Raw genomic sequence first — 22,392 nt, 5'->3', positions numbered from 1 at the left:
TCTTAGAGCCCCATTCCCAGAATCTTGCCGACAGTGAAGATATCCTTGTCGCCGCGGCCGGAGAGGTTCATGAGGATGATCTCGTCCTTGCCCATCTTCGGCGCACGCTTGATGACCTCAGCGAGCGCGTGGCTGGGTTCCAGGGCCGGGATGATCCCTTCGAGACGCGTCAGCATCTGGAATGCCTCCAACGCCTCGTGGTCCATGATCGGCACGTATTCGACACGGCCGATATCGTTCAGCCAAGAGTGTTCGGGCCCGATGCCTGGATAGTCGAGACCAGCGGAAATCGAATGGCCTTCCTTGATCTGCCCATCGCCATCTTGCAGCAGGTAGGTTCGGTTACCGTGCAGAACGCCTGGCGAGCCGGCAGTAATGGAGGCGCAATGCTCGTCGCCCTGCAGGCCCTTGCCGCCCGCTTCGACGCCGAGAATCCTGACGCCTGCGTCGTCGAGGAACGGGTGGAAGATGCCGATCGCATTCGAACCGCCGCCGACCGCGGCGACGACCAGATCCGGCAAGCGCCCCTCGGCCTGCAGCATCTGCTGCTTCGCCTCGGTTCCGATCACTGACTGGAAATCGCGAACCATCTCAGGATAGGGATGCGGACCGGCGGCCGTGCCAATCAGATAATAGGTGTCGTCGACATTGGTGACCCAGTCGCGCAATGCCTCGTTCATTGCGTCTTTCAGTGTGCCGCTGCCTGCCGTCACCGGGACCACTTCCGCACCGAGAAGCTTCATGCGGAAGACGTTCGGCGCCTGGCGCTCGACATCGGTCGCGCCCATATAGACGACACAGGGAAGGCCGAAGCGCGCCGCGACGGTCGCAGATGCGACACCGTGCTGGCCCGCGCCGGTCTCGGCGATGATCCGGGTCTTGCCCATGCGTTTGGCAAGCAGGATCTGGCCGATGCAATTGTTGATCTTATGCGAACCGGTATGGTTCAGTTCTTCACGCTTGAAATAGATTTTGGCACCGCCGAGTTCAGCGGTCAGCCGTTCGGCAAAGTAGAGCGGGCTCGGGCGACCGATATAGTGCGCGCCGAGATATTCGAGCTCCGCCTTGAACGCCGGATCTTCCTTGGCTTTTTCCCATTCCGCCTGCAGCTCGAGGATGAGCGGCATCAGCGTTTCGGCGACGAAACGGCCGCCGTAAATGCCGAAGCGTCCGTCTTCGTCGGGACCGGATCGGAAGGAATTGGGTTTTGGCGTCTCGTTCACTCTTAACTCCCTGATGCGTGTGCCGGCATGGTAGCGTCGGCAAAAGCGTCGAAAAAGGCGTCGATCTTGGTCAAGTCCTTGACCCCTGGCGCACTTTCCACACCGGACGATATGTCGACGCCGGTCGCTTTTGTGGATGCGAGGGCAAAGCCGACATTGTCCTTGTTCAATCCACCGGAAAGCATGTAATCGACCCGGCCGTCAAGCCAACCGAGAACGCTCCAATCGAACGACAGGCCATTTCCGCCCGGCAAATCGGAACCGACAGGCGGCTTCGCATCGAAAAGAAACCGATCCACGATACCGATATACGACTCAACCCGTCTCAGGTCATCCCTATCGCGCACCGGCATGGCCTTCATGACCAACACATTATAGAGCGTCTTTATGGTCAAAACGCGCTCCGGGCTTTCGTCGCCGTGGAGCTGGAGCATGTCGGGCTTGACCAGCGTCATGATCTCATCGAGGTCATCATTGTCCGGGTTGACGACGACGGCCACTATCATCGCCTTGCCGCGAGCGCGGTCTGCCAATTTGCCGGCAAGGTCAGGCTCGATGTAGCGCGGGCTCTTTTCAAAGAAGATGAAACCGATATGCGTCGCGCCACGCTCAAGGGCGCGATCGACAGCTTCGGGCGTCTTCAATCCACAAATCTTGATATCGGGTTTCATGGCAGCGAAGTGACACGAAAACGGAAAAGAGTCGAGCCCCTTCGCAAGAGCGAGGAGATTTGAAACGCCTTTACAAGGGACTTAACCGAAGTCGATCGCGTGGAGTTGAGTGCCATGCCGCTTCAGCCAGGCCTTCGCCTCTTCCATCTGAGGGCAGAGCTTCTTGCACAGCGCCCAGAAGCGCGGCCCGTGGTTCATTTCTCTCAAATGCGCAACCTCGTGGGCGGCGAGATAGTCAATGACCATCGGCGGCGCCATGACGATGCGCCAGGAAAAACTCAGATTCCCCTCCGATGAGCAGGAACCCCAACGGCTGCGCGTATCCTTCATGCTTACCGAGGAAACCTTGGCGCCTATTCTGCCGGCATGCACCGCGACCAGCCGTTCCAGATCGGAGCGCGCTTCCTTCTTCAGGAAAGTCGAGATGCGCCGACCTGCATGTTCCGGCATGCCGCTGACACGAAGAACCGGTCGCTCGCCGATCTCGACCGCTTCGGTCAGGCCGCGCAGACTGCCCGTATGCTCGATCCTGTGAAGGACGCCGCGCAGTAGGATTTCGCTTCCACCCTGCAGCTTGGTGTCGGAGGAGAATTTTGCGAGTTTGGTCAGCAGCCAGCCCTGGTGGCGATCAAGGAAGGCATTGACCTCGCGCGCAGCAAGTCCTTGCGGAATGGTCATCTTCAGCGCCCGTCCGCCGGGCTCGATGCGAAGCGTGATCCGCGTCGCCCGATCGTGCTGTCGGATCGTCAATGGCATTGGTCGGCCGGCGACATCGAGCGTTCGTGTCTCGGGCGCAGATGGTTTCCGAACGGCTCGGCGTGCTTTGGAAAGAAGCGGAAACATGGCACCGTTTTATATGATTCGGTTGGAAATCCGGCAAAGAAAAACCGGCATCTCGCGATGCCGGTCCATTTTCGAGAGGCGCCCGTTATGGGGTCTGGAATTCCGGAGCCGGGCCGTTGTCATCGCGTTTGACGCTGTTGCGTTCACGCATGAAACGATCGAACTCGTCCTGGTCCTTAGCGCGACGCAGCTCGCGGACGTAGCTGTCGAATTCGGCGCGCATCTCGTCGAGCTTGCGGCGCTCCTGTTCCAGCCTGTCGAGCTCAGCCTTGCGCCAGTCCTCAAAGACCACGTTGTCAGTTGTGAAATGCGGGCGGTGACGGCCGCGTGGGCCGCGGCGGCAGCTGGCGAACATGCCGTCAGTGGCCTCGTTGATGTCCCGTTTGAAACCTCTCAGGCGATCACCGAAGAGAATATAGGCTAGCATGGCCAGACCCAGGGGCCAGAAGACCACGAAGCCGAGTACCATCAGGGCAATAGTAGCCGGAGTCCAATCCGGGCGAAGCAATGCTGACTGGTTCATCGTGAGTTACCTCGATTGCAGCGTCTGGCCGAATGCCAGATCGCTGGAATCGATGTGGTTACCGCGACGCCGGCCTTCAATGCAATATTATGGAAAATCGTACAACTGATTGAATACAGCCCGATAATTTAGAATATTTTGGCCGATTGAACCCCTTAAGCAGACTTTCCGCCCTTGATGACCCGCTTGACCACCGGCTTGCGGCTGCGCGCATGTTCTCCGGCAAAAGCGAGAATCCGCGGCGCAATCTCTCGGCGGAACCGAGAGCCGTTGAAAACGCCGTAGTGGCCGACATCCGGCTGCAGGTAATGCATGCGCATATTATCGGGGATGTTCGTGCATATCGTCTGTGCAGCCTGTGTCTGGCCGACGCCGGAGATATCGTCGTTTTCGCCTTCCACAGTGAGGAGCGCGACGTTGCGGATTGCCGACGGATCGACGCGACGCTCACGGTGCATCAGCTCGCCCTTCGGCAAAGAATGCTTCTTGAAGACCTGGTCGACCGTCTGCAGATAAAATTCGGCCGTGAGATCCATCACGGCCAAGTATTCATCGTAGAACTCACGGTGCTTCTCGGGCTCGCCATCGTTCTTCACGAGATGCATGAAGAATTCCTTCTGCGCATTCACATGCCTGTCAAGGTTCATCGACATGAAGCCGGACAATTGCAGGAAGCCGGGATATACCGGTCGCAGGAAGCCCGGCTGCGGCCAGGGGACGTTCATGACGACGTTTTCGGCAAACCATTCGAGCGGCTTATCCTTGGCGAGTTGATTGACGGCAGTCGGATTGATACGCGTATCGATCGGCCCGCCCATAAGCGTCATCGATGCGGGCGAAAGTGGATCTCCGGCCTCTTCCATGACGGCAGCGGCGGCGAGCACTGGCACCGAGGGCTGACAGACTGCCACAACATGCGTATCAGGCCCGAGGTGATGCAACATCTCGATGATGTAGTCGATATAATCGTCGAGATCGAAGGTGCCATCGGTGACTGGCACCATGCGGGCGTCGATCCAGTCGGTGATACAGACATCGGCGCCCGGAAGCAGCGCTTCCACCGTTCCGCGCAGCAGCGTCGCATAGTGGCCCGACATTGGCGCCACGACTAGGATTCGCGGATCCCTGTTCCGGGCGGCGGGCAGGTCGCGTTCGAAATGAATGAGATTGCAGAACGGCTTCTTCCAGATGATCGCCTCGCGAACCAACGTCGGCTTGCCATCGACCACCGTCTCCTTCAGGCCGAACTCCGGCTTGCCGTAACGGCGTGTCGTTCTCTCGAAGACTTCAAGGCCTGCGGTCATGGTGCGGCCGAAAACAGTGTCTGCCAGCGGATTGAGCGGATTGGCATATGCCTGTCGCATCATGTCGGCGGCGGCTCGAATGGGCGCCATCGCAGCATGGTTGAGTTCGTAAAGCTGGTAAAACATCGCAAGTATTACCTTTCAAACGACCGGTGATCGCCGCTCAGATGGCGCGACCTTATTTTTGAGTCCATTTGCGAACCTAGCAGCTTTTGCTGCATGGCAACATAAATTTGCATTGCCCTTCAACAAAGATGCCGGAGATTTGCTCCCCGGCGTCAAAGACAGTGCTTCAAAACGCGTGCATCGCGTCATGTAACAGATCAGAGATCGGCAGCAAAAGTCTGCTTCTGATCGCCAAGACCCTCTATTCCCAATTCGACGATATCGCCTGCTCGCAGGTACTGCGGCGGCTTCATGCCCATTCCGACCCCGGGAGGCGTGCCGGTCGAGATGACGTCACCCGGGTGCAGCGACATGAACTGGCTGAGATAGGACACCAAGTAGGCGACGCCATAGACCATCGTCTTGGTCGAGCCATTTTGCATGGTTTTGCCGTTGACCTTCAGCCACATGCCGAGGTTTTGTGGATCGGCCACTTCGTCGGTCGTCACCAGCCAGGGGCCGATCGGGCCGAAGGTGTCGCATGACTTGCCCTTGGTCCATTGCCCGGAGCGCTCTGTCTGAAAGGCACGCTCGGAAACATCGTGAGATACGCAATAGCCCGCGACGTAGTCCAGTGCGTTGGCTTCGCTAACATATTTAGCCGTTTTACCGATGACAACTCCGAGTTCGACTTCCCAGTCCGTCTTCTCGGAACCACGTGGAATGCGGACCGTGTCGTTCGGTCCGACGATGGCCGAGCTCGCCTTCATGAAGATGATCGGCTCGGGCGGAACGGTTGCGCCGGTCTCTGCTGCGTGGTCTGAAAAATTCAATCCAATGCAGATAAACTTGCCGGTGCCGGCAACGCACGCGCCGATGCGGCCTCCGGTCAATTCAGGCAAGCTCTTCGGATCGAGCCCAGCAATCCTTGCCAGACCCACAGGACCAATTGCCTCGCCGCCGATATCTGCGACATGCGCGGAAAGATCGCGAATCTTGCCGTCATTGTCCAGAAGCGCCGGCTTTTCCTTGCCCGGCTCGCCTACGCGCATCAGTTTCATGGGTCTTCCTTCCTTGCTGTTCTAAAATTCGTTCCGCCATATATGAACGAAACATTCACCTGTGTCATCAATCGATTTCAGTGGGAAACAGGCCCGCTGATCCATAACTGCGGATATCCTCAACATCGTTGGATATATCCCGTACTGCGTCCGACGGCTCGCTCGCGTTTCGTTCCTCAGTGCAACCTTAAACACGTTTCCGGAGACGGTCGAGACTAGGCGGGCATCTTGGAGCAGCGCCTCGTGCCAACCGCAAAATGGCCGCGCTTTCATGCACGTTAGAAATCACGCTTTGTTGAACGGATTTCTCATGGGGCTAGGTCCTTCCTATTGCCATCCAATTCGGCGGTCCGATAAAACTCTCTTTGAATACTCATCTTATGGAGATTTTATGCCAGTATCGGTTTCCGTCGTGAAGACAGACCACGCCAGTCGCTACATGCAGCAGCTTTGCAAGCATTGGAGCCACAAGTTCGCAGTCGAATTCGACGATAAAACTGGCAAGGTTCCGTTCAGCCCCGACTCCAACGTCGAGTTCAAGGCCGACGAGACGACGCTTCAGATGACGTTGTATGTCGCCGACGCCGCAAATCGGGAGCGGATGCAGAATGTCGTTGCCGAACATCTCAAGCGATTCGCCTTCCGCGAGGAGCTCGATGTGGTCTGGACTGACAACGAGGGTGCGTTGTAAACCCTGCCGTCCTTCCCAATGACGACGATCGCACGCTCGGCCTCCGAGCTCATTCAGCAGAAAGATATTTCATGACCGCAAGCAACAGTCGCGAATCGCAACATCCGATCGACGCCCTCTTTCTCGATCGTTGGTCGCCGCGCGCATTTACAAACGAGACGATGCCGGAAGCCGATCTGCTGAAGATGCTGGAAGCAGCGCATTGGGCACCCTCTTCCTTCAATCACCAGCCATGGCGGTTTGTCTATGCGCTTCGAGGTTCGGAACATTGGGACAAATTTCTCAGCCTTCTGATTGATTTCAATCAGGGCTGGGTAAAGTCGGCCGCCGCTCTACTGTTCGTGATTTCCCGCACACATTCCGGTGTACTTGGGTCGACTGAGCAAAAGGCAATCTACAGTCACTCCTTCGACGCGGGTACGGCCTGGGGTTTTCTTGCCCTACAGGCCCACTTGTCGGGCTACGAGGCCCACGGCATGACCGGCGTGCATTTCGACAAGGCAACCGAAGTCCTTGGCATTCCAGATGGCTTTCGCCTCGAAGCGGCTGTTGCGATCGGCAAGATTGGCGACAAAAACCAGCTGCCGGACAGCCTGCGCGAACGCGAAATCCCAAGCCATCGCAAGCCACTGTCGGAGGTTGCCTTCAACGGCACCTTCATCGCCAGGTAAGCCGCAGACAAAGAAAAGGCCCGCATGACAATTGCCGTGCGGGCCTTCTCGTTTAGAACGACTGGCGACTAAATGTCGAGGTTGGCGACGTTCAGCGCGTTTTCCTGAATGAACTCACGCCGCGGCTCAACCTCATCGCCCATAAGGCGAGCAAAGAGACCATCGGCATCGACCGCGTCGTTCACCCGCACCTGAAGCAGCGAACGGACATTCGGATCGAGCGTCGTTTCCCAGAGCTGCTCGGCATTCATCTCACCGAGACCCTTGTAGCGCTGCATCGACAGGCCCTTGCGCCCGGTGGCAAACACAGCTTCGAGAAGTGCGCGCGCTCCCGAAATTTCGCTCTCGCCATCGCGACGAACCAATGTCGGCGGCACGTCGTAAATCTCCTTCAGGCGTGGCGAAAGCTGATCGAGATGACGCGCATCGGACGATCCGATCAATCCCATATCAAGCGTTACCACTTCCTTGACGCCACGAACCATGCGCTCGAGGCGCAGGCCGCCTTCGCTGGTAATTGTGCCGGCCCAGCCGCGTTCGGTTTCCTCGGCGATGATATCGAGCCGCCGGGCAACTTCTGTCGCGACCACCTGGGCCCGCGCACCATCGCTGACCAGATCGGCGTTGAGTGCACCGGCGATGGCCGCCTGCTCGACGACGGCACGGTTATAGCGTGAGTGAAGGTTTTCGAGCAGTGCGCGAAGGCGCAAGGCATCCGTTATGACGGCGCGCAGGTCTTGCCCGGCTCGCACCTCGCCGCTGCCCAGCCTGAGGCTGGCGTCATCGAGGCCCATTGCAATGAGGTATTCTTCGAGGGCCTTCTCGTCCTTCAGATACTGGATCGATTTGCCGCGCGAGACTTTGTAGAGCGGTGGCTGGGCGATGTAGATATGGCCGCGCTCGATCAGGGCGGGCATCTGCCGGAAGAAGAAGGTCAGCAGAAGGGTCCTGATGTGGGCGCCGTCGACATCGGCGTCCGTCATGATGATGATCTTGTGGTAGCGCAGCTTGTCGGCGTTGAATTCGTCCTTGCCGATGCCAGTGCCAAGTGCCGTGATCAGCGTGCCGATTTCCTGGCTTGACAGCATCTTGTCGAAACGAGCGCGCTCCACATTGAGGATCTTGCCACGCAGAGGGAGGATCGCCTGGTTTTCGCGTGATCGGCCCTGCTTGGCCGAACCGCCGGCGGAATCGCCTTCGACGAGGAAGACTTCCGACTTGGCGGGATCGCGCTCAGAGCAATCCGCGAGCTTGCCCGGAAGCGAGGCTATATCGAGAGCGCCCTTGCGGCGCGTCAGTTCACGTGCCTTGCGCGCAGCCTCGCGAGCAGCCGCAGCTTCGACCACCTTGCCGACGAGGATCTTCGCGTCCGCGGGATGTTCCTCGAGCCATGAGCCCAGCGCCTCGTTGACGAGGCTTTCCACAACTGGACGCACTTCCGAGGAGACCAGCTTATCCTTGGTCTGCGAGGAGAACTTCGGGTCAGGAACCTTGACCGACAAAACCGCCGTCAGGCCTTCACGGCAGTCGTCGCCGGTCAGCGTGACTTTTTCGCGCTTGGTTATCCCAGACGACTCGCCGTACGAGGTGATCTGACGGGTCAGCGCGCCACGGAAGCCGGCCATATGTGTGCCGCCATCACGTTGCGGGATGTTGTTGGTGAAGCAAAGGACGTTCTCGTGGTAGCTGTCGTTCCACCACATGGCGACTTCGACCGTTATGCCATCTTTTTCGCCGCGGATCGAAACGGGCTTGTCGACCAGCGGCTTCTTGGCGCGATCGAGATAGACCACGAAGGCCTCAAGGCCGCCGTTGTAGAGCATCTCTTCCTGCTTGACGTCGGAATGACGCCTATCGGTCAGCAGGATACGCACCCCCGAATTCAAAAAGGCCAGCTCTCGCAGGCGATGCTCCAGCGTGGCGAAATCGAAATCGATCATCGTGAAGGTATCGGTGCTCGGTTGGAAGGTAACCTCCGTGCCTGTCTCGCCGCCGCTGTCGCCAAGCGTCTTCAGCGGGGCATCGGCGACGCCGTGCGTGAAGCTGATCTCGTGGATCTTGCCCTGACGCTTAATCTTGAGCTTGAGCCAGACAGACAATGCGTTGACGACCGACACACCGACGCCATGAAGGCCGCCCGAGACCTTATAGGAGTTCTGGTCGAACTTACCGCCTGCGTGGAGCTGGGTCATGATGACCTCGGCTGCCGAAATACCTTCGCCGGTGTGAATGTCGGTCGGGATGCCGCGGCCGTTGTCCGTCACGGTTACCGATCCATCTGGATTGAGCGTCACCGTCACCAGATCGGCATGGCCACCGAGCGCCTCGTCGATTGCGTTATCGACGACTTCGTAGACCATGTGGTGGAGGCCCGAGCCATCATCTGTGTCGCCGATATACATGCCCGGACGCTTGCGGACGGCATCGAGGCCCTTCAGAACCTTGATGGAATCGGCGCCATATTCGGCGCTTGCGGCGTTTTCAGTCGCGGGCGTATCAGTCATGTCTTTGAGGTCTTTCCAGTGTTTTCACAGAGAGCGCAATGATCCTGGCGAATCATCGGTTTTCCTCTCCGGACTATAGGTGACTTTTCCCCGAACTTCCAAATATATGGCCCCTGAAGCGTCCATAAAACAGGGGATTGAGGCGCTTTTCAGCCCCTTTTTCGCGTATTTTCCAGCAGAACCGTGAGTTCGGCAACGGTCCCCATATCCAGGTGCCTAATCTGGGCCGCGAGCCGATTGGCGAGTGCGGTATATTCCGGCGCCATGCCCGACGTATCGATCACCACCCGCGGATCGGAGTCCCTTGCCAGCATGAAGAGCTCTTCTGCCTCGTCCCAGATAATGTTGAAATATCCAGCGATCCGCTGCAGCAGGTCAAAGGTCGGCACGCCTCGCCTTCCATGCTCCAATGCCGAGAGATAGGCTGGCGTGACATTGAGCGCCGCGGCCATCTGTTTTTGCGAGACGCCCTTGCGTTGCCGGAGCTTCCTCACCGCTTCACCGAAGGGTGTCATTCCCTGTCCCCCGGGCGCCGCGCCAGGCGGATGTAAAGTGCGCCTTCGCCGCCATGCTGCTGGGCGGCATCCTCATAGGATGAAATCAGGTAGCGGAACTCCGGTTTGGAAAACCAGAAGGGGACCGCGCGCTTCAGCGCCCCTTCACTACCCATCGAGCTGCCTTTGCCGGTGATAACCAGCACGTGGCGCATGCCGCGCTGATGGGCGCGCAACAGAAAGTCCAGCAGCATGCCGTGCGCTTCGCTCTGGAAAAGCCCATGCAGATCGATGCGTGCCTCAAGCGGAAGGCGACCCTTTGCAATCTTGCGTTTCGTCGGCCGCTCGAGTGGATGATGCTTGTGGGAAGGCTGCTGCCTCTGGCTGGCGGAAGGCACCGGCTGGCTTTCCGGCACCGGTGGCTTGCCGTTTGGCTGTCCAACGCCCGCATCTTCCGCTGCCTGCTCCTCGGCCAGAAATGCATCAAATGCGTTCATCTGGCTCAGCCGTTCCGGCAACGGCCGTGTGCTTTTTGCGACCTTGCTCCAGAGAATACGGTCCTCGGTGCTGAGTTTGCGATCCTTTGCCATCACATCAGCCTCGCGGCGGCCGCCTTCGGAACGAGGACGTAGAAGTCGGCATCATTCTTGACCGTACCGGCTCGTTCACCGGCCTCGTATCCGGAGCCTGTGAAAATATCGCCCCGGGCCGGGCCGACGATGGCCGAACCGGTATCGAGCGCCAGCATCAACCGTTGAAACGGTTTACCCCCGTCAAGATGAGTCAGGGTCTCCGAGCGGATAAAAAATGGAAACCCGAAGGTGTGGATCAGCCTGTCCACGGCGAGCGAGCGACCAGCCACCAGCGGCACTTTCGCTGCAGCGATGGGACCCGCGTCGACGTCATCCACGGCAGCCTCGCGGAAGAAGATATAGGAGCGGTTGTGGGCGAGAACCTCGTCGACCTGTTCTGGATGAGCATAAAGCCAGTCCCGAATAGTCTGCATCGAGATCTTCGCCTGCTCTATCTCGCCGCGATCGATAAGCAGCCTCCCTACCGCCGAAAATGGATGACCGGCCTTAGCGGCATAGGTGATGCGGCCGAGCGACCCATCCGGATAGCGCAGGCGCGCAGCACCCTGAACGTGCACGAAGAAAACGTCGACCTTGGATTTTGCCCAGGCTATCTCCAAGCAACGGCCCTCGAGATAGCCGCGCGCGATCTCGCCCCGATTAGGATAAGCGGAAATGACGCCATCCTTCAGTCTGCCAAACATGTAGGACGAATGCAGATCGGCCGGCCGATTGCGGTCATCAAGATCGACAAGATCCGCTGGCCGGCGGTAAAAGGGATAGCGATAGCTCGCATCCGGTGTTGCCGAGACCTCTATTTCCGGCTCGAAGAAAGCCGTGACAAATCCGGTTCTGCCTTCGACGCGCCTGATGAAGAAGGGTCGGCATCGTTGTTCGAAGAATGCCCGCGCCTCGGCTGCATCCCTCGGTTCGGTGGTCATTGCATCTCGGAGCAGGGGCAGCAGGTCGTCCGACGTGAGGCCAACGGAGCCCGGCCGGTAGGGTTTGGTTTCTGTAATATGCCGATGGCAAGCCCGCATGGCATCAAAAAGGCCGGAAGGATCGTCATCCTCCCAGCCCTTCAATTCCTGGAAGGTTGCCGGCTCCAGTCTGAAATCCTGCGCTAGCCCGCTCATTGCTCGGATTCGGTCGCCACGAGTTTCCAATTGGGGTCGCGCGAGCGGGTATCGCGGGAGAAGGTCCAGAGATCGCTGACCTCCGATACCTGCTCGGCATCGCCATCCACCAGTTTATCGGCCTTGTCATACGTCGCGGAAATCATCTGGCTGACAATGCGAAGGGTGACCAGCGCTTCGCTGTCCTTCATCTCCGCATGCATGATGTCGGCCTTGTCGATACCGACGAAGCTCGACTTAACCTTCTCGCCCTTGGCCTCACGCTCCGAAATCGCCGCATCGAAACCATCATAAACTTCTCGCGAGAGCAGACCCTTGAGGGCCTTTCGATCGCCATCCGCAAAAGCCATGACAATCATCTCGTAGGCCATACGGGCACCGTTGACGAACTGCTTTGGCTCAAAAGACGGATCGGACTTGTTCAGTTCGCGCAACGAATCATTCAGCGGCGTTCCCGGCTTGGTGAATGCATCGATTGCGGCAAACCGGTTTTCATCCTCGATAACGTCACGGCGTGGCAAGGTGACAACCTTGCCGGCGTCGGGGGCATCGACCGGTGCTGCAGCATCGCGCGGTGTATAGAGATCGCGCGGCGGCTTCTCGTTTCCGGTACGGCGCCCAAGGACGCTACGAAGCTGAAGAAAGATCAGCACCGCCGCCACAAGGAAAAAGAGCGTCACAAAGTCGTTCGAACCCATATCGTACCGGCACCACTGTTAACATTCTAAGTTTCAGTACCCATATAGTCCGCATCGACCCATCATTCAAATAGCCGACCGGTATCTTTGTTGCGCGCAATCGATTAACGCTGCAAAACCAACCACTCGAAGGACAGGACATCATGCGCCTCTCGCTCATTCCCGCCATCATCTTTCTGATGCCGCTTGCAGAGATTGCTGGTTTCGTGATTGTCGGCAAGGCGATCGGGCTTTGGGCGACCCTCGGTCTGGTCGTTCTCAGTGCAGTGCTGGGTGCCTTGCTGCTCCGCATCCAGGGCATCGGCATCCTCCGGCGCATATCTAAAGAAAGTCAGAACGGCGGCATCCCCGGGCGCGAGCTTGTGCATGGCGCCATGATTGTCGTTGCCGCCTTTCTGCTGCTGCTGCCGGGCTTTCTGTCGGACATTCTCGGGCTGCTGCTTTTCATTCCGGGCGTGCGCGACCTTGCCTGGAAATTCCTAAGCCGGCGCATCGTCATCCTCGGTTCTTCCCCTGCCTTCAATCGCAGCCGCCGTGATCCGCAATCTCCGTCAAAGCCACGTGAACATGGGCCAGTTGTCGATCTCGACGACGACGATTTTCGCCGAGAGCCCGATCGCAACTCTCCTTGGTCCGATAGAAAGCGCCTCAAGGATTAGGGCTATAGCCGGTACGGCGGCAGGGTTGTAAGGCCGGTTTTGAAATGTTAGATGGCGACACCCATTGAAGCCGCGAGGAACAGCCCATGGCCGACGACAACATCAACGGCTCGACCAACCCGAGCCTTTCCGTACTTGCCCAGTACACGAAGGATCTGTCCTTTGAAAATCCAGGCGCTCCGCGCTCTTTGCAGTCGCGAGACAAGCCGCCTGAGATCAACATCAACGTCAATGTCAACGCAAACCCGCTGTCGGATACGGATTTCGACGTCGTGCTGACATTGAACGCCGAAGCCAAGGATGGCGACAAGGTCGTCTTCCATACGGAACTGGTTTACGGCGGCGTTTTCCGCGTGACCGATTTCCCGCAGGAGCACATGCTGCCGCTGCTCTTCATCGAATGCCCGCGGCTATTGTTTCCGTTTGCCCGCCAGATCATCGCCGACGTGACGCGCAATGGTGGCTTTCCGCCACTGATCATCGACCCGATCGATTTCGCGACAATGTTCACCCAACGCGTTGCTGAAGAGCAGACACGGGCACAGGTCAACGTCGTTCCGAACTAGATTCTCTGATCTCATCGATTGGACGATAAAATGCCCGGGCCTCGCCCGGGCATTTTTTATGGCTTTCAGTTTGGTTGGCTGTATCTCGACCAGATGCCCTTGTTCCCCAGCCTGGCAACAAGAGCCGCATGGCCTTGCCGTTCCTCCTCACTCACGCGGTTCGGCAAGGGCCTGGAGCGGGACAAGATCACCACAGCTGTTTCTTCGATATCCGTTTCGTGATTGGCGGCGCCCGACGACGTGCCGACGCTGAGGCCCAGTGCCGTCTGGCGGCCGCCGATCATCTCGATGTAGACTTCCGCCAGCAGCTCCGAATCGAGCAGCGCGCCATGCTTGGTGCGATGGGCATTATCGATGCCATATCGACGACAAAGCGCATCCAGAGAATTCGGACCCATCGGATGTTTGCGTCGAGCCATCGACAAGGTGTCCACAAACATTTCCGGCAGGATAGAGGGCATGCCGAGCCGCGCCAATTCCGCGTTCATGAAGCCCATATCGAAGGTGGCATTGTGAGCAATCCATTTGGCATCGCCAAAGAATTCGATGATGTCGGTGGCGACCTCGGCAAAGGACGGCTTGTCTCTTAGGAATTCGTCGGTAATCCCGTGAACTGCGAGGGCATCGGGATGAACCTTTTGCTCGCCGGGATTGACGTATCGGTGGAAGGTCCGTCCGGTCGGGAAGTGGTTGAAGAGTTCTATGCCGCCGATCTCGATAATCCTGTCGGTTCGGTTGTCGAGCCCCGTCGTTTCCGTATCGAAGATGATCTCGCGCATCTAGCGTCCCCCGTCCTTTGTCCGTCGCAAATCCGCGATGATGTCGTTGACTTGCTTGCGAGCGGCCTCGATGCCGTTGCCGGTATCGACCACGTAATCTGCTCTCGCCCGCTTTTCAGCGTCTGGCATCTGGCGCGAGAGAATCAGTCTGAATTTCTCCTCCGTCATAGCAGGCCGGGCAAGGACTCGCTGGTGTTGAATCTGTGGATCACTGCTCACGACGACGACTTTGTCGATCCGTTCAGCGCCTCCTGATTCGAAGAGCAGTGGGATGTCCAGGATCACGAGGTCAGCGCCTGCCGCTTGCTGCTCCTTTAGAAACCGTTGCTCGCGGGCGCGTACCAAGGGATGGACGATCGCTTCCAGTCGCTTGAAGCCGCCTGGCTCCTGCGCGAGCTGCTCTCCGAGAACCTGACGATCGACGGCGCCGTTTCGGGTCGTACCCGGAAAAGCCATTTCTATCAGCCGGGCGGCTTCGCCGCGATAGAGATCATGCACGACAGCGTCGGCATCGTGGACTGGAATTCCCGCGTCGGCGAAGAGCTTCGCCGTCGTGGATTTGCCCATGCCGATCGATCCTGTTAATCCAAGGCGGATCATCCGTGCTGTTCCATATCAGCGATCACGAGCGCGCGAAGTGCCTCGTCAACGACGGGACGTTTGCCGAACCATGTCTCAAAACCAGGTACCGCCTGGTGCAACAGCATCCCAAGACCGTCGACTGTGGCAAAGCCTTGAGCTTCAGCTTGTTCCAGCAGCGGCGTTCTCAAGGGTACGTAAACGATGTCGGTCACGACTGCGTCAGCGGACAGCGGACGAAAATCAATCTGAGGCGAGCTCCCACCTTCCATGCCGAGCGATGTCGTGTTGACGAAGAGACCGGCACCGCCCATCACCTCTTCCAGCGCAGCCATCGGATGGGCATGAACCTTTTTGCCGAAGCGATCCGCCAGTTCCCGCGCGCGGTCGATCGTTCGATTGACGACGTGGATTTCCTTGAAGCCTCGGTCGCGGATGGCTTGGATTATCGCCCGGCTGGCCCCGCCTGCTCCCAGAACGACCGCCTTGTCGCCGTGATCCCACCCCGGATGGCGCGCATCGAGGTTGGCGGTGAAACCACGGCCATCGGTGTTGGTGGCGTACAATAGGCCGTCCTTTAGCCAGAGCGTGTTCGACGCGCCGAGTTCCGCCGACAATTCATCTGGCCTGTCAGCCAATCTGAAGGCAATTTCCTTGTGCGGAAGCGTGACATTGCCGCCGACGAAGGACGAAGTACCATTCTTTAACGCACCGATGAAGGCGGCGAAATCCTCCGGGCGCACCTCGTGCGATTGGTAGGTGCCGGAAATTCCGAGGCGTGCCAACCAATATCCGTGGATCAGAGGTGAACGCGAGTGCTTGATCGGATAGCCGGTGACGAAGGCATTTAGGGTTAATGTTTCACGTGAATCATCCATCGACCAAGCCCAACTCACGCAATTGCTGCAACAGAGGCAACATCGGCAGCCCCAATATCGTAAAGTAGTCCCCTTCGATGTGGGAGAAAAGCTGGATGCCCTCGCCCTCGAGTTGGTAGGCGCCGACGCTCGCCATTGCCCGATCACCGACCCTTGCAATATGGCGGCGAATGAAGTCCGGCGTCAAATCGCGCATTGTCAGTTCTGCATGGGAAACATGCTCCCAGAGTATGTTTCCGGCTCTCGCAATAGCGATCGCACTGTTCAAGCGATGCGTCTTGCCCGCCAAAATCTGCAGGTGGTTCTCCGCATCGCCAATATCTTTCGGCTTGTGAAACACCAGTTCGCCGAGCGACATTGTTTGGTCCGAGCCGATTACGAACGCATCAGGAAAACGAGCACTGACCTCCTGTGCCTTTGCTCTCGCCAAGATCAGCGCCACCGCATCCGGCGCGGCGCCCTCCCGCTCCAGCGGCGCCTCAATAGCGCGTTCGTCGATTGCCGCGGCAACGGCTTCGAAATGCAGCCCAGCGTTCTCCATCAGCATCCTGCGGAAGGGGCTCGTTGAGGCAAGGATAAGGCGCGGCGTCATGAGCAAAGAGACCTCGAAAAGGCAGGGAGGAAATCGCGCTTAGCGCAGCTTCGGCCGGAGGGCAACAATGGCCGCTGCCGTTTCCTCAATGGAGCGGCGGGTGACATCGATGATCGGCCAATTATGTCGGGCACAGATTGAACGGGCATATTTTAGCTCCTCGGAAATCGTGGCACGATCCGTATAACCACCGCGATCAAAGCCGGCAGTCGCGCCCAGAATACGATTTTCGCGCACCTGCGATATACGGTCGGTTGTGGCGACAAGCCCGACGATCAAAGGCTTCGTTGCCTGGATAAGGCTTTCCGGCAAAACCATTCCGTGAACGATCGGGATATTGGCCGTCTTGATGCCTCGATTGGCAAGATAGATGCTGGTGGGCGTCTTCGATGTCCTGCTGATGCCTATAATTACGACATCCGCGTCATTGTAATCATCCGGCATCTGGCCGTCGTCATGATCCATCGTGAAATTGAGCGCTTCGATGCGCGCGAAGTATTCCGCGTTCATCACGTGCTGGGCGCCAACACGACGACGGGAGGTGGCACCGAGATGAGTTTGGAAGACGTTCATGACCGGTTCGAGCACGTTGACGCACGGCACGCTCATTTCCCGGCAGCGACCGTCGATCAGATCGGCAAGCTCTCGGTCGACGATTGTATAAAGGACGATACCGGGACTGGTATCGATCGCCTCAAGCACCGGCAAAAGCTGGCGCCGATTGCGGATCAATGGATAGACATGCTCGATCGGCTGACTGCTATGGAATTGCGCCGATACCGCTCGACCGGCGGAAATGAGAGTCTCGCCGGTCGAGTCAGAAATCAGGTGAAGATGAAAGAAGTTTGTGCGGTTCTCCACGCTATATTCCGTCATCTGTTGATAAATGGGGAGAGCCAAAAAGATTCGCGCGGCCATGGCTGAGGCGCCGGGAAAACTGCCGAGTTTTCCACATTCGCGATTTTTCGCAGTACTCCATATGAACCCTGTGGGTGATGTGGATAAGTCCTGATCTCTTGCCGCTGTCCCCAGTTCATCCACAGGCTGACATCCGCAGTCGGAGACTTCATGTCCTTGTTTGATAAAGCGGAATCCGAATTTCTCACGTTTTGCCGACGATGTCTCTCTATTTCTCCAGCGCTATTTCCCCATGCGCGTCAAAAGGCGTCGGGTGTGGACAGCTTTTAATCCTTGATAGTCACCGACTCTTAGAAATAGAAACCTTAAGAATATCTTTGTTTTTATATGGGGACTTGGCCATTGAGTGATGAGAGCCGGACGATTATGAGGGTATTGGGCGGTGAAACGCTCAGCCCTCCTCCCATCTGGCTCATGCGGCAGGCTGGACGCTATTTACCCGAATATAGGCAAACGCGAGCGAAGGCTGGAAGCTTCCTCGATCTCTGCTATTCGCCCGACTATGCGGTTGAAGTGACGCTACAGCCGATAAGACGTTTTGCTTTTGACGCTGCCATTCTGTTTTCGGACATTCTTGTCATTCCTGATGCGTTGAAACGAAACGTGCGCTTCAACGAAGGTAGCGGCCCGGAAATGGATCCGATCGACGAGACTGGAATAAGGGCGTTGAGGGCAGATCATGTTCTCGCTCATCTGGAACCAGTGTTTGAGACTTTGAGGCGCCTTCGGGTCGAGTTGCCTTTCGAAACTACGTTGCTCGGGTTCTGTGGGGCGCCTTGGACTGTGGCGACTTACATGATTGCCGGTCACGGAACACCGGACCAGGCGCCGGCTCGGTTATTCGCGTACCGATATCCGGAGGCTTTCGAACATCTGCTGATGCTGCTCGCGGAGATTTCGGCCGATTATCTGGTTGCTCAAATTGATGCTGGAGCCGACGCCGTCCAGATTTTCGATTCCTGGGCGGGTGTGCTTGGAGCCCGTGAGTTCGAGGCTTTTGCGGTGAAGCCGGTCGCGAAGATGATCGCCTCGGTAAAAGCACGGCGGCCGCAGGCTCGAATTATCGCTTTTGCCAAGGGAGCTGGATTTATGCTCAAGGACTATCGCCAAAAGACTGGAGCTGATGCGATCGGGCTGGATTGGTCGGTACCCCTGCCATTTGCCGTCGAACTGCAGAAGGAGGGGCCGATTCAGGGTAACCTGGATCCCATGCGGGTGGTGGCTGGCGGCAGGGCTCTAAAGGAGGGCGTGGATGATATCCTCGAGCATCTTGGCCAGGGACCGCTGATATTCAATCTTGGTCACGGCATTACGCCGCAGGCGGACCCTCAACATGTGACGACCCTCGTTGAGCATGTCCGTAGCTGGAAGGGCTGACTGATGGAGGAGCAGACGGATCTGAAACCGGCCAATTATGCGCGCCGGCGGGCATATCTCGCCATCGGTATCTTTGTCGCGGTGGCCATCGGGCTTTTGATTTGGAACCCCGCCGACCTCTACCTGTGGGTCAAGGCACTGCATATCATCGCAGTGATTTCGTGGATGGCTGGGTTGCTGTACATGCCGCGGCTGTTCATATACCACACGGACGCGGCACCAGGTTCTGTACAGTCGGAGACCTTCAAGATGATGGAGCAGCGGCTGCTGAAGGTGATCATGAATCCAGCGATGATGCTGACCTGGATATTCGGACTCTACCTTGCGTGGTCGGTCTATGGTTTCCAGGGGACATGGCTGCATGCCAAGATCGCTCTCGTGGTGCTGCTGACCGTAGTCCACATCTTCTTCAGCAGGTCGGTTAAGGCCTTTGCGCGCGACGATAATCGTAGGTCAGCCCGCTACTGGCGCTACATGAACGAGGCGCCGACCGTTTTGATGATCGCGATCGTAGTCCTTGCCGTTGTCAAGCCTTTCAGCTAGACAACGCTGGGAATAGGCCTGAGGTTAAATTCGCTTCATTTTAAGCACCCCCCTTGCGGGGTTTCACGTGAATCGCTATTTTCCGGCCAATCTCATCTTCGTGGCATGTATCCATTCAGTCGCCCGCGAGTTCTCGTCGCGGTACCGAATTCGACAAACATCGCCTTTCCCCTTTAAAAACAGAGTAATGGTCCCTTCATGGCTGAAATGAAGCTTCAAGAACTTAAGAGCAAACCTCCGACCGATTTACTGGCGTTTGCCGAATCGCTAGAGGTTGAAAACGCGAGCACTATGCGCAAACAGGAGTTGATGTTTGCCATACTGAAGGTGCTTGCCAGCCAGGACGTTGAAATTATCGGCGAAGGCGTGGTCGAAGTTCTTCAGGATGGTTTTGGTTTCTTGCGTTCTGCCAATGCCAACTACCTGCCCGGGCCAGACGATATCTATATTTCACCCTCTCAGATTCGGCGCTTCTCTCTCAAGACGGGTGATACCGTTGAAGGTCCTATCCGTGGTCCGAAGGAGGGTGAGCGTTATTTCGCCTTGCTGAAGGTCAACACGATCAATTTCGATGATCCGGAAAAGATCCGTCATAAAGTTCACTTTGACAATCTGACGCCCCTCTATCCGAACGACCGCTTCCGAATGGAGTTGGACGTCCCGACGACGAAGGATTTGTCGCCCCGAGTGATTGACCTGGTTGCGCCTCTCGGCAAGGGGCAACGTGGACTGATCGTGGCGCCGCCGCGCACCGGCAAGACCGTGCTGTTGCAAAACATTGCGCACTCGATCACTGCGAACCATCCCGAGTGCTATCTGATTGTCCTGCTGATTGATGAGCGACCGGAAGAGGTCACCGACATGCAGCGCTCCGTGCGTGGCGAGGTTGTGTCATCCACGTTCGACGAGCCTGCCGTGCGGCACGTTCAGGTGGCTGAGATGGTTATCGAGAAGGCCAAGCGGCTCGTTGAGCATGGGCGTGACGTTGTCATCCTGCTCGATTCCATCACGCGCCTTGGTCGCGCCTATAACACAGTCGTTCCCTCCTCAGGCAAGGTTCTCACTGGTGGTGTGGATGCTAACGCTTTGCAGCGCCCGAAGCGCTTTTTCGGCGCCGCGCGTAACATTGAAGAAGGTGGTTCGCTGACGATCATTGCAACGGCGCTGATCGACACCGGTAGTCGTATGGACGAAGTCATTTTCGAAGAGTTCAAGGGTACTGGTAACTCGGAAATTGTCCTCGACCGGAAGGTTGCGGACAAGCGAATCTTCCCGGCGATGGATATCCTCAAGTCTGGCACGCGTAAGGAAGAGCTTCTGGTACCGCGCCAGGACCTTCAGAAGATCTTTGTTCTGCGCCGTATCCTTGCGCCCATGGGCACGACGGACGCGATCGAATTTCTCATCGACAAGCTCAAGCAGACGAAGAATAATCCTGACTTCTTCGACTCGATGAATACCTAGTTTACTTAGCCGGATTCATGTCAGGTTCCTCGGGTCGCGATAAGCGGCCCGATTTCGTTGGGTGATCTGCTCGAATTATCGATTCGGATGCGGATTGATTTGAGGCGTTGAGGCAATGAACACGGATAGTGACACGATCTTTGCTCTCTCCAGCGGTGGATTGCCCTCAGGCGTCGCTGTAATACGGTTGAGTGGCTCGCTGACTTTCCTTGCCGCGGCCGCTCTCGTTGGAGAATTGCCGCCACCGCAGCATTCCTCGCTTAGAACGATTCGGACTCGTAACGGTTTGGTGCTAGATCGAGGTTTGGTGCTGACCTTCCGTGGGCCTGCTTCGTTTACCGGGGAAGATTGCGTTGAGCTCCACATTCACGGCGGAAAGGCCTTGGTCTCGGCTCTACTGAAGGAGCTGTCGACCTTCGAAGGTTGTCGGTTGGCTGAACATGGTGAGTTCTCACGTCGGGCGCTTGAAAACGGCAAACTGGACCTGGTCGAGATTGAGGGCTTGGCCGACTTGATTGCGGCGGAGACGGAGATGCAGCGTCGGCTGGCCGTTGAGCACAGCTCGGGCGGTCTATCGCGCCTGTATAAAGCGTGGGCGGATCGGATTACTCGCGCGCGTGCCTTGATAGAGGCTGAACTCGATTTTGCCGATGAAGATGATGTCCCGGGATCGGTCTCCGACCGCGTCTGGGCCGATATGGCAGCCGTCCACGATGAGCTGGAGTCCCACCTCGCTGGTGCGGCCTTCGGGGAGATCGTCAGAGATGGGCTCAAGGTGGTGATCGCCGGCGCGCCCAACAGTGGAAAATCAAGCCTGCTCAATGCCCTGGCTCAGCGGGATGTGGCTATAGTAACAAGCGTCGCGGGGACGACGCGCGATGTTCTCCAGGTCGATCTGGATATTGACGGTTTCGCGGTGAAGCTCTTCGACACGGCGGGGCTGCGGGAGACCGATGAGATCGTTGAAAGCGAGGGTATTCGCCGCGCATTGAAGACGATTGGAGAGGCGGACATTGTGCTGTCGCTGGCGGAGAACGGCGAATGCGCGCAGGAAAATTTCGATGGTTTCAGCGGCCGGGTGATCCGTGTCGGAACGAAGCTCGATCTTTCTGTCGACGGACCGGCTGAGTATGACTTGCGGCTGTCATCAAAAACCGGCGCGGGGTTGGCAGAATTGCGCGCCTGCCTCGCTCAGGAATTGTCTAATTTGAACCCCGGTCATTCCATGGCGCTGCCAAGTAGGCTTCGGCATCGGCAGCTGATCACGGAGGCGTCCCGGATGTTGAAATCCGCTATTTGTGAGCAAGATGGCGGGCTTGACGTTAGAGCGGAGTTCTTGCGGTTGGCGGCGCAGAGTCTGGGTCGCATTACGGGACATGTTGACGTTGAAGATCTACTGGACGTCATTTTCTCCGAGTTTTGTATTGGAAAATGATTCACGTGAAACACCGGATGCGCGGCATGCGAGTCTCATCGAGTGTTTCACGTGAAACCTTCTTGACTCTATAATCCAGTATGGCAAACAGAACAAAAGGCGGGCG

The 22,392-nt window shown here is 57.6% G+C and carries 24 protein-coding genes; 8 read left to right on the top strand and 16 right to left on the bottom strand.

Features of this window, described 5'->3' with window-relative positions:
- Positions 1 to 2: 2 nt before the first annotated feature.
- The 6 genes from trpB to CPY51_RS26440 form a co-directional block, all read right to left on the bottom strand.
- Positions 3 to 1,223: a tryptophan synthase subunit beta gene (gene trpB, locus CPY51_RS26465; RefSeq protein WP_111163178.1), complete on the bottom strand. Its 1,221-nt coding sequence runs from the start codon at positions 1,221 to 1,223 to the stop codon at positions 3 to 5.
- 2 nt (positions 1,224 to 1,225) lie between these two features.
- Positions 1,226 to 1,894 carry a phosphoribosylanthranilate isomerase gene (locus tag CPY51_RS26460; RefSeq protein WP_111163177.1) on the bottom strand — a complete coding sequence of 223 codons (669 nt, stop codon included), beginning with the start codon at positions 1,892 to 1,894 and terminating at the stop codon, positions 1,226 to 1,228.
- Between the two features lie 81 nt (positions 1,895 to 1,975).
- Positions 1,976 to 2,737 (bottom strand): M48 family metallopeptidase, encoded by a 762-nt coding sequence (locus CPY51_RS26455; RefSeq protein WP_111163176.1) that lies wholly within the window; start codon positions 2,735 to 2,737, stop codon positions 1,976 to 1,978.
- Between the two features lie 85 nt (positions 2,738 to 2,822).
- Positions 2,823 to 3,260 carry a DUF2852 domain-containing protein gene (locus tag CPY51_RS26450; protein WP_111163175.1) on the bottom strand — a complete coding sequence of 146 codons (438 nt, stop codon included), beginning with the start codon at positions 3,258 to 3,260 and terminating at the stop codon, positions 2,823 to 2,825.
- Positions 3,261 to 3,415: 155 nt separating this feature from the next.
- On the bottom strand, positions 3,416 to 4,690 hold the full coding sequence (locus tag CPY51_RS26445; protein WP_111163174.1) for a polyhydroxyalkanoate depolymerase: 1,275 nt from the start codon (positions 4,688 to 4,690) through the stop codon (positions 3,416 to 3,418).
- A gap of 197 nt (positions 4,691 to 4,887) precedes the next feature.
- Positions 4,888 to 5,730 (bottom strand): fumarylacetoacetate hydrolase family protein, encoded by an 843-nt coding sequence (locus tag CPY51_RS26440; RefSeq protein WP_111163173.1) that lies wholly within the window; start codon positions 5,728 to 5,730, stop codon positions 4,888 to 4,890.
- 391 nt (positions 5,731 to 6,121) lie between these two features.
- Between CPY51_RS26440 and CPY51_RS26435 the strand changes: the two genes are divergently transcribed.
- Both CPY51_RS26435 and CPY51_RS26430 read left to right on the top strand, forming a co-directional pair.
- Positions 6,122 to 6,421 carry a DUF2218 domain-containing protein gene (locus tag CPY51_RS26435; protein ID WP_111163172.1) on the top strand — a complete coding sequence of 100 codons (300 nt, stop codon included), beginning with the start codon at positions 6,122 to 6,124 and terminating at the stop codon, positions 6,419 to 6,421.
- A 71-nt stretch (positions 6,422 to 6,492) separates the two neighbouring features.
- The gene (locus tag CPY51_RS26430) at positions 6,493 to 7,092 is read left to right on the top strand and encodes a nitroreductase family protein (protein ID WP_111163171.1); all 600 of its coding nucleotides are present in this window, start codon (positions 6,493 to 6,495) and stop codon (positions 7,090 to 7,092) included.
- Positions 7,093 to 7,160: 68 nt separating this feature from the next.
- Here CPY51_RS26430 and gyrB read toward each other — a convergent pair whose 3' ends face one another.
- From gyrB to CPY51_RS26405, 5 genes are all read right to left on the bottom strand, one after another.
- Positions 7,161 to 9,596 carry a DNA topoisomerase (ATP-hydrolyzing) subunit B gene (gene gyrB, locus CPY51_RS26425; protein WP_111163170.1) on the bottom strand — a complete coding sequence of 812 codons (2,436 nt, stop codon included), beginning with the start codon at positions 9,594 to 9,596 and terminating at the stop codon, positions 7,161 to 7,163.
- Positions 9,597 to 9,745: 149 nt separating this feature from the next.
- Complete coding sequence (locus tag CPY51_RS26420; protein WP_111163169.1) at positions 9,746 to 10,111, bottom strand: helix-turn-helix domain-containing protein; 366 nt, start codon at positions 10,109 to 10,111, stop codon at positions 9,746 to 9,748.
- On the bottom strand, positions 10,108 to 10,680 hold the full coding sequence (locus tag CPY51_RS26415) for a Smr/MutS family protein (protein WP_111163168.1): 573 nt from the start codon (positions 10,678 to 10,680) through the stop codon (positions 10,108 to 10,110). The genes CPY51_RS26420 and CPY51_RS26415 overlap by 4 nt, the downstream gene beginning before the upstream one ends.
- A complete protein-coding gene (gene mltA, locus CPY51_RS26410) occupies positions 10,680 to 11,798 on the bottom strand; it encodes a murein transglycosylase A (RefSeq protein ID WP_111163167.1) in 1,119 nt (372 codons plus the stop codon). Before mltA ends, CPY51_RS26415 begins: the two co-directional genes overlap by 1 nt.
- On the bottom strand, positions 11,795 to 12,496 hold the full coding sequence (locus CPY51_RS26405; protein WP_111163166.1) for a Tim44/TimA family putative adaptor protein: 702 nt from the start codon (positions 12,494 to 12,496) through the stop codon (positions 11,795 to 11,797). The genes mltA and CPY51_RS26405 overlap by 4 nt, the downstream gene beginning before the upstream one ends.
- A 143-nt stretch (positions 12,497 to 12,639) precedes the next feature.
- On the opposite strand from CPY51_RS26405, the gene CPY51_RS26400 reads away from it, so the two are divergent.
- Both CPY51_RS26400 and secB read left to right on the top strand, forming a co-directional pair.
- On the top strand, positions 12,640 to 13,155 hold the full coding sequence (locus CPY51_RS26400; protein WP_111163165.1) for an FxsA family protein: 516 nt from the start codon (positions 12,640 to 12,642) through the stop codon (positions 13,153 to 13,155).
- An 86-nt stretch (positions 13,156 to 13,241) separates the two neighbouring features.
- On the top strand, positions 13,242 to 13,721 hold the full coding sequence (secB, locus tag CPY51_RS26395) for a protein-export chaperone SecB (protein ID WP_111163164.1): 480 nt from the start codon (positions 13,242 to 13,244) through the stop codon (positions 13,719 to 13,721).
- Between the two features lie 65 nt (positions 13,722 to 13,786).
- Here secB and dnaQ read toward each other — a convergent pair whose 3' ends face one another.
- From dnaQ to CPY51_RS26370, 5 genes are read right to left on the bottom strand one after another with little or no spacing between them, the layout of a single operon-like run.
- Complete coding sequence (dnaQ, locus tag CPY51_RS26390; protein WP_111163163.1) at positions 13,787 to 14,500, bottom strand: DNA polymerase III subunit epsilon; 714 nt, start codon at positions 14,498 to 14,500, stop codon at positions 13,787 to 13,789.
- On the bottom strand, positions 14,501 to 15,100 hold the full coding sequence (coaE, locus tag CPY51_RS26385) for a dephospho-CoA kinase (RefSeq protein WP_111163162.1): 600 nt from the start codon (positions 15,098 to 15,100) through the stop codon (positions 14,501 to 14,503).
- Positions 15,097 to 15,957, bottom strand: a complete 861-nt coding sequence (locus CPY51_RS26380; protein WP_111163161.1) for a shikimate dehydrogenase — start codon at positions 15,955 to 15,957, stop codon at positions 15,097 to 15,099. Before CPY51_RS26380 ends, coaE begins: the two co-directional genes overlap by 4 nt.
- Positions 15,950 to 16,549 (bottom strand): Maf-like protein, encoded by a 600-nt coding sequence (locus CPY51_RS26375; RefSeq protein ID WP_111163160.1) that lies wholly within the window; start codon positions 16,547 to 16,549, stop codon positions 15,950 to 15,952. Before CPY51_RS26375 ends, CPY51_RS26380 begins: the two co-directional genes overlap by 8 nt.
- 39 nt (positions 16,550 to 16,588) lie before the next feature.
- Positions 16,589 to 17,410, bottom strand: a complete 822-nt coding sequence (locus CPY51_RS26370; protein WP_111163247.1) for a pyruvate, water dikinase regulatory protein — start codon at positions 17,408 to 17,410, stop codon at positions 16,589 to 16,591.
- A 399-nt stretch (positions 17,411 to 17,809) separates the two neighbouring features.
- On the opposite strand from CPY51_RS26370, the gene hemE reads away from it, so the two are divergent.
- The 4 genes from hemE (at position 17,810) to mnmE (ending at position 22,286) form a co-directional block, all read left to right on the top strand.
- Positions 17,810 to 18,844 carry a uroporphyrinogen decarboxylase gene (gene hemE, locus CPY51_RS26365; RefSeq protein WP_111163246.1) on the top strand — a complete coding sequence of 345 codons (1,035 nt, stop codon included), beginning with the start codon at positions 17,810 to 17,812 and terminating at the stop codon, positions 18,842 to 18,844.
- A gap of 3 nt (positions 18,845 to 18,847) precedes the next feature.
- Positions 18,848 to 19,387: a protoporphyrinogen oxidase HemJ gene (gene hemJ, locus CPY51_RS26360; protein ID WP_111163159.1), complete on the top strand. Its 540-nt coding sequence runs from the start codon at positions 18,848 to 18,850 to the stop codon at positions 19,385 to 19,387.
- Positions 19,388 to 19,585: 198 nt separating this feature from the next.
- Positions 19,586 to 20,851, top strand: a complete 1,266-nt coding sequence (rho, locus tag CPY51_RS26355; RefSeq protein ID WP_111163158.1) for a transcription termination factor Rho — start codon at positions 19,586 to 19,588, stop codon at positions 20,849 to 20,851.
- 115 nt (positions 20,852 to 20,966) lie between these two features.
- The gene (gene mnmE / locus CPY51_RS26350) at positions 20,967 to 22,286 is read left to right on the top strand and encodes a tRNA uridine-5-carboxymethylaminomethyl(34) synthesis GTPase MnmE (RefSeq protein WP_111163157.1); all 1,320 of its coding nucleotides are present in this window, start codon (positions 20,967 to 20,969) and stop codon (positions 22,284 to 22,286) included.
- The last annotated feature ends 106 nt before the right edge of the window (positions 22,287 to 22,392 follow it).

The organism is Arminella tubonensis (assembly GCF_003240585.1).
Lineage (GTDB): Bacteria > Pseudomonadota > Alphaproteobacteria > Rhizobiales > Rhizobiaceae > Rhizobium > Rhizobium tubonense.
Note: the sequence above shows the minus strand (reverse complement) of the source record. Positions and strands in the feature narration are given on the sequence as shown.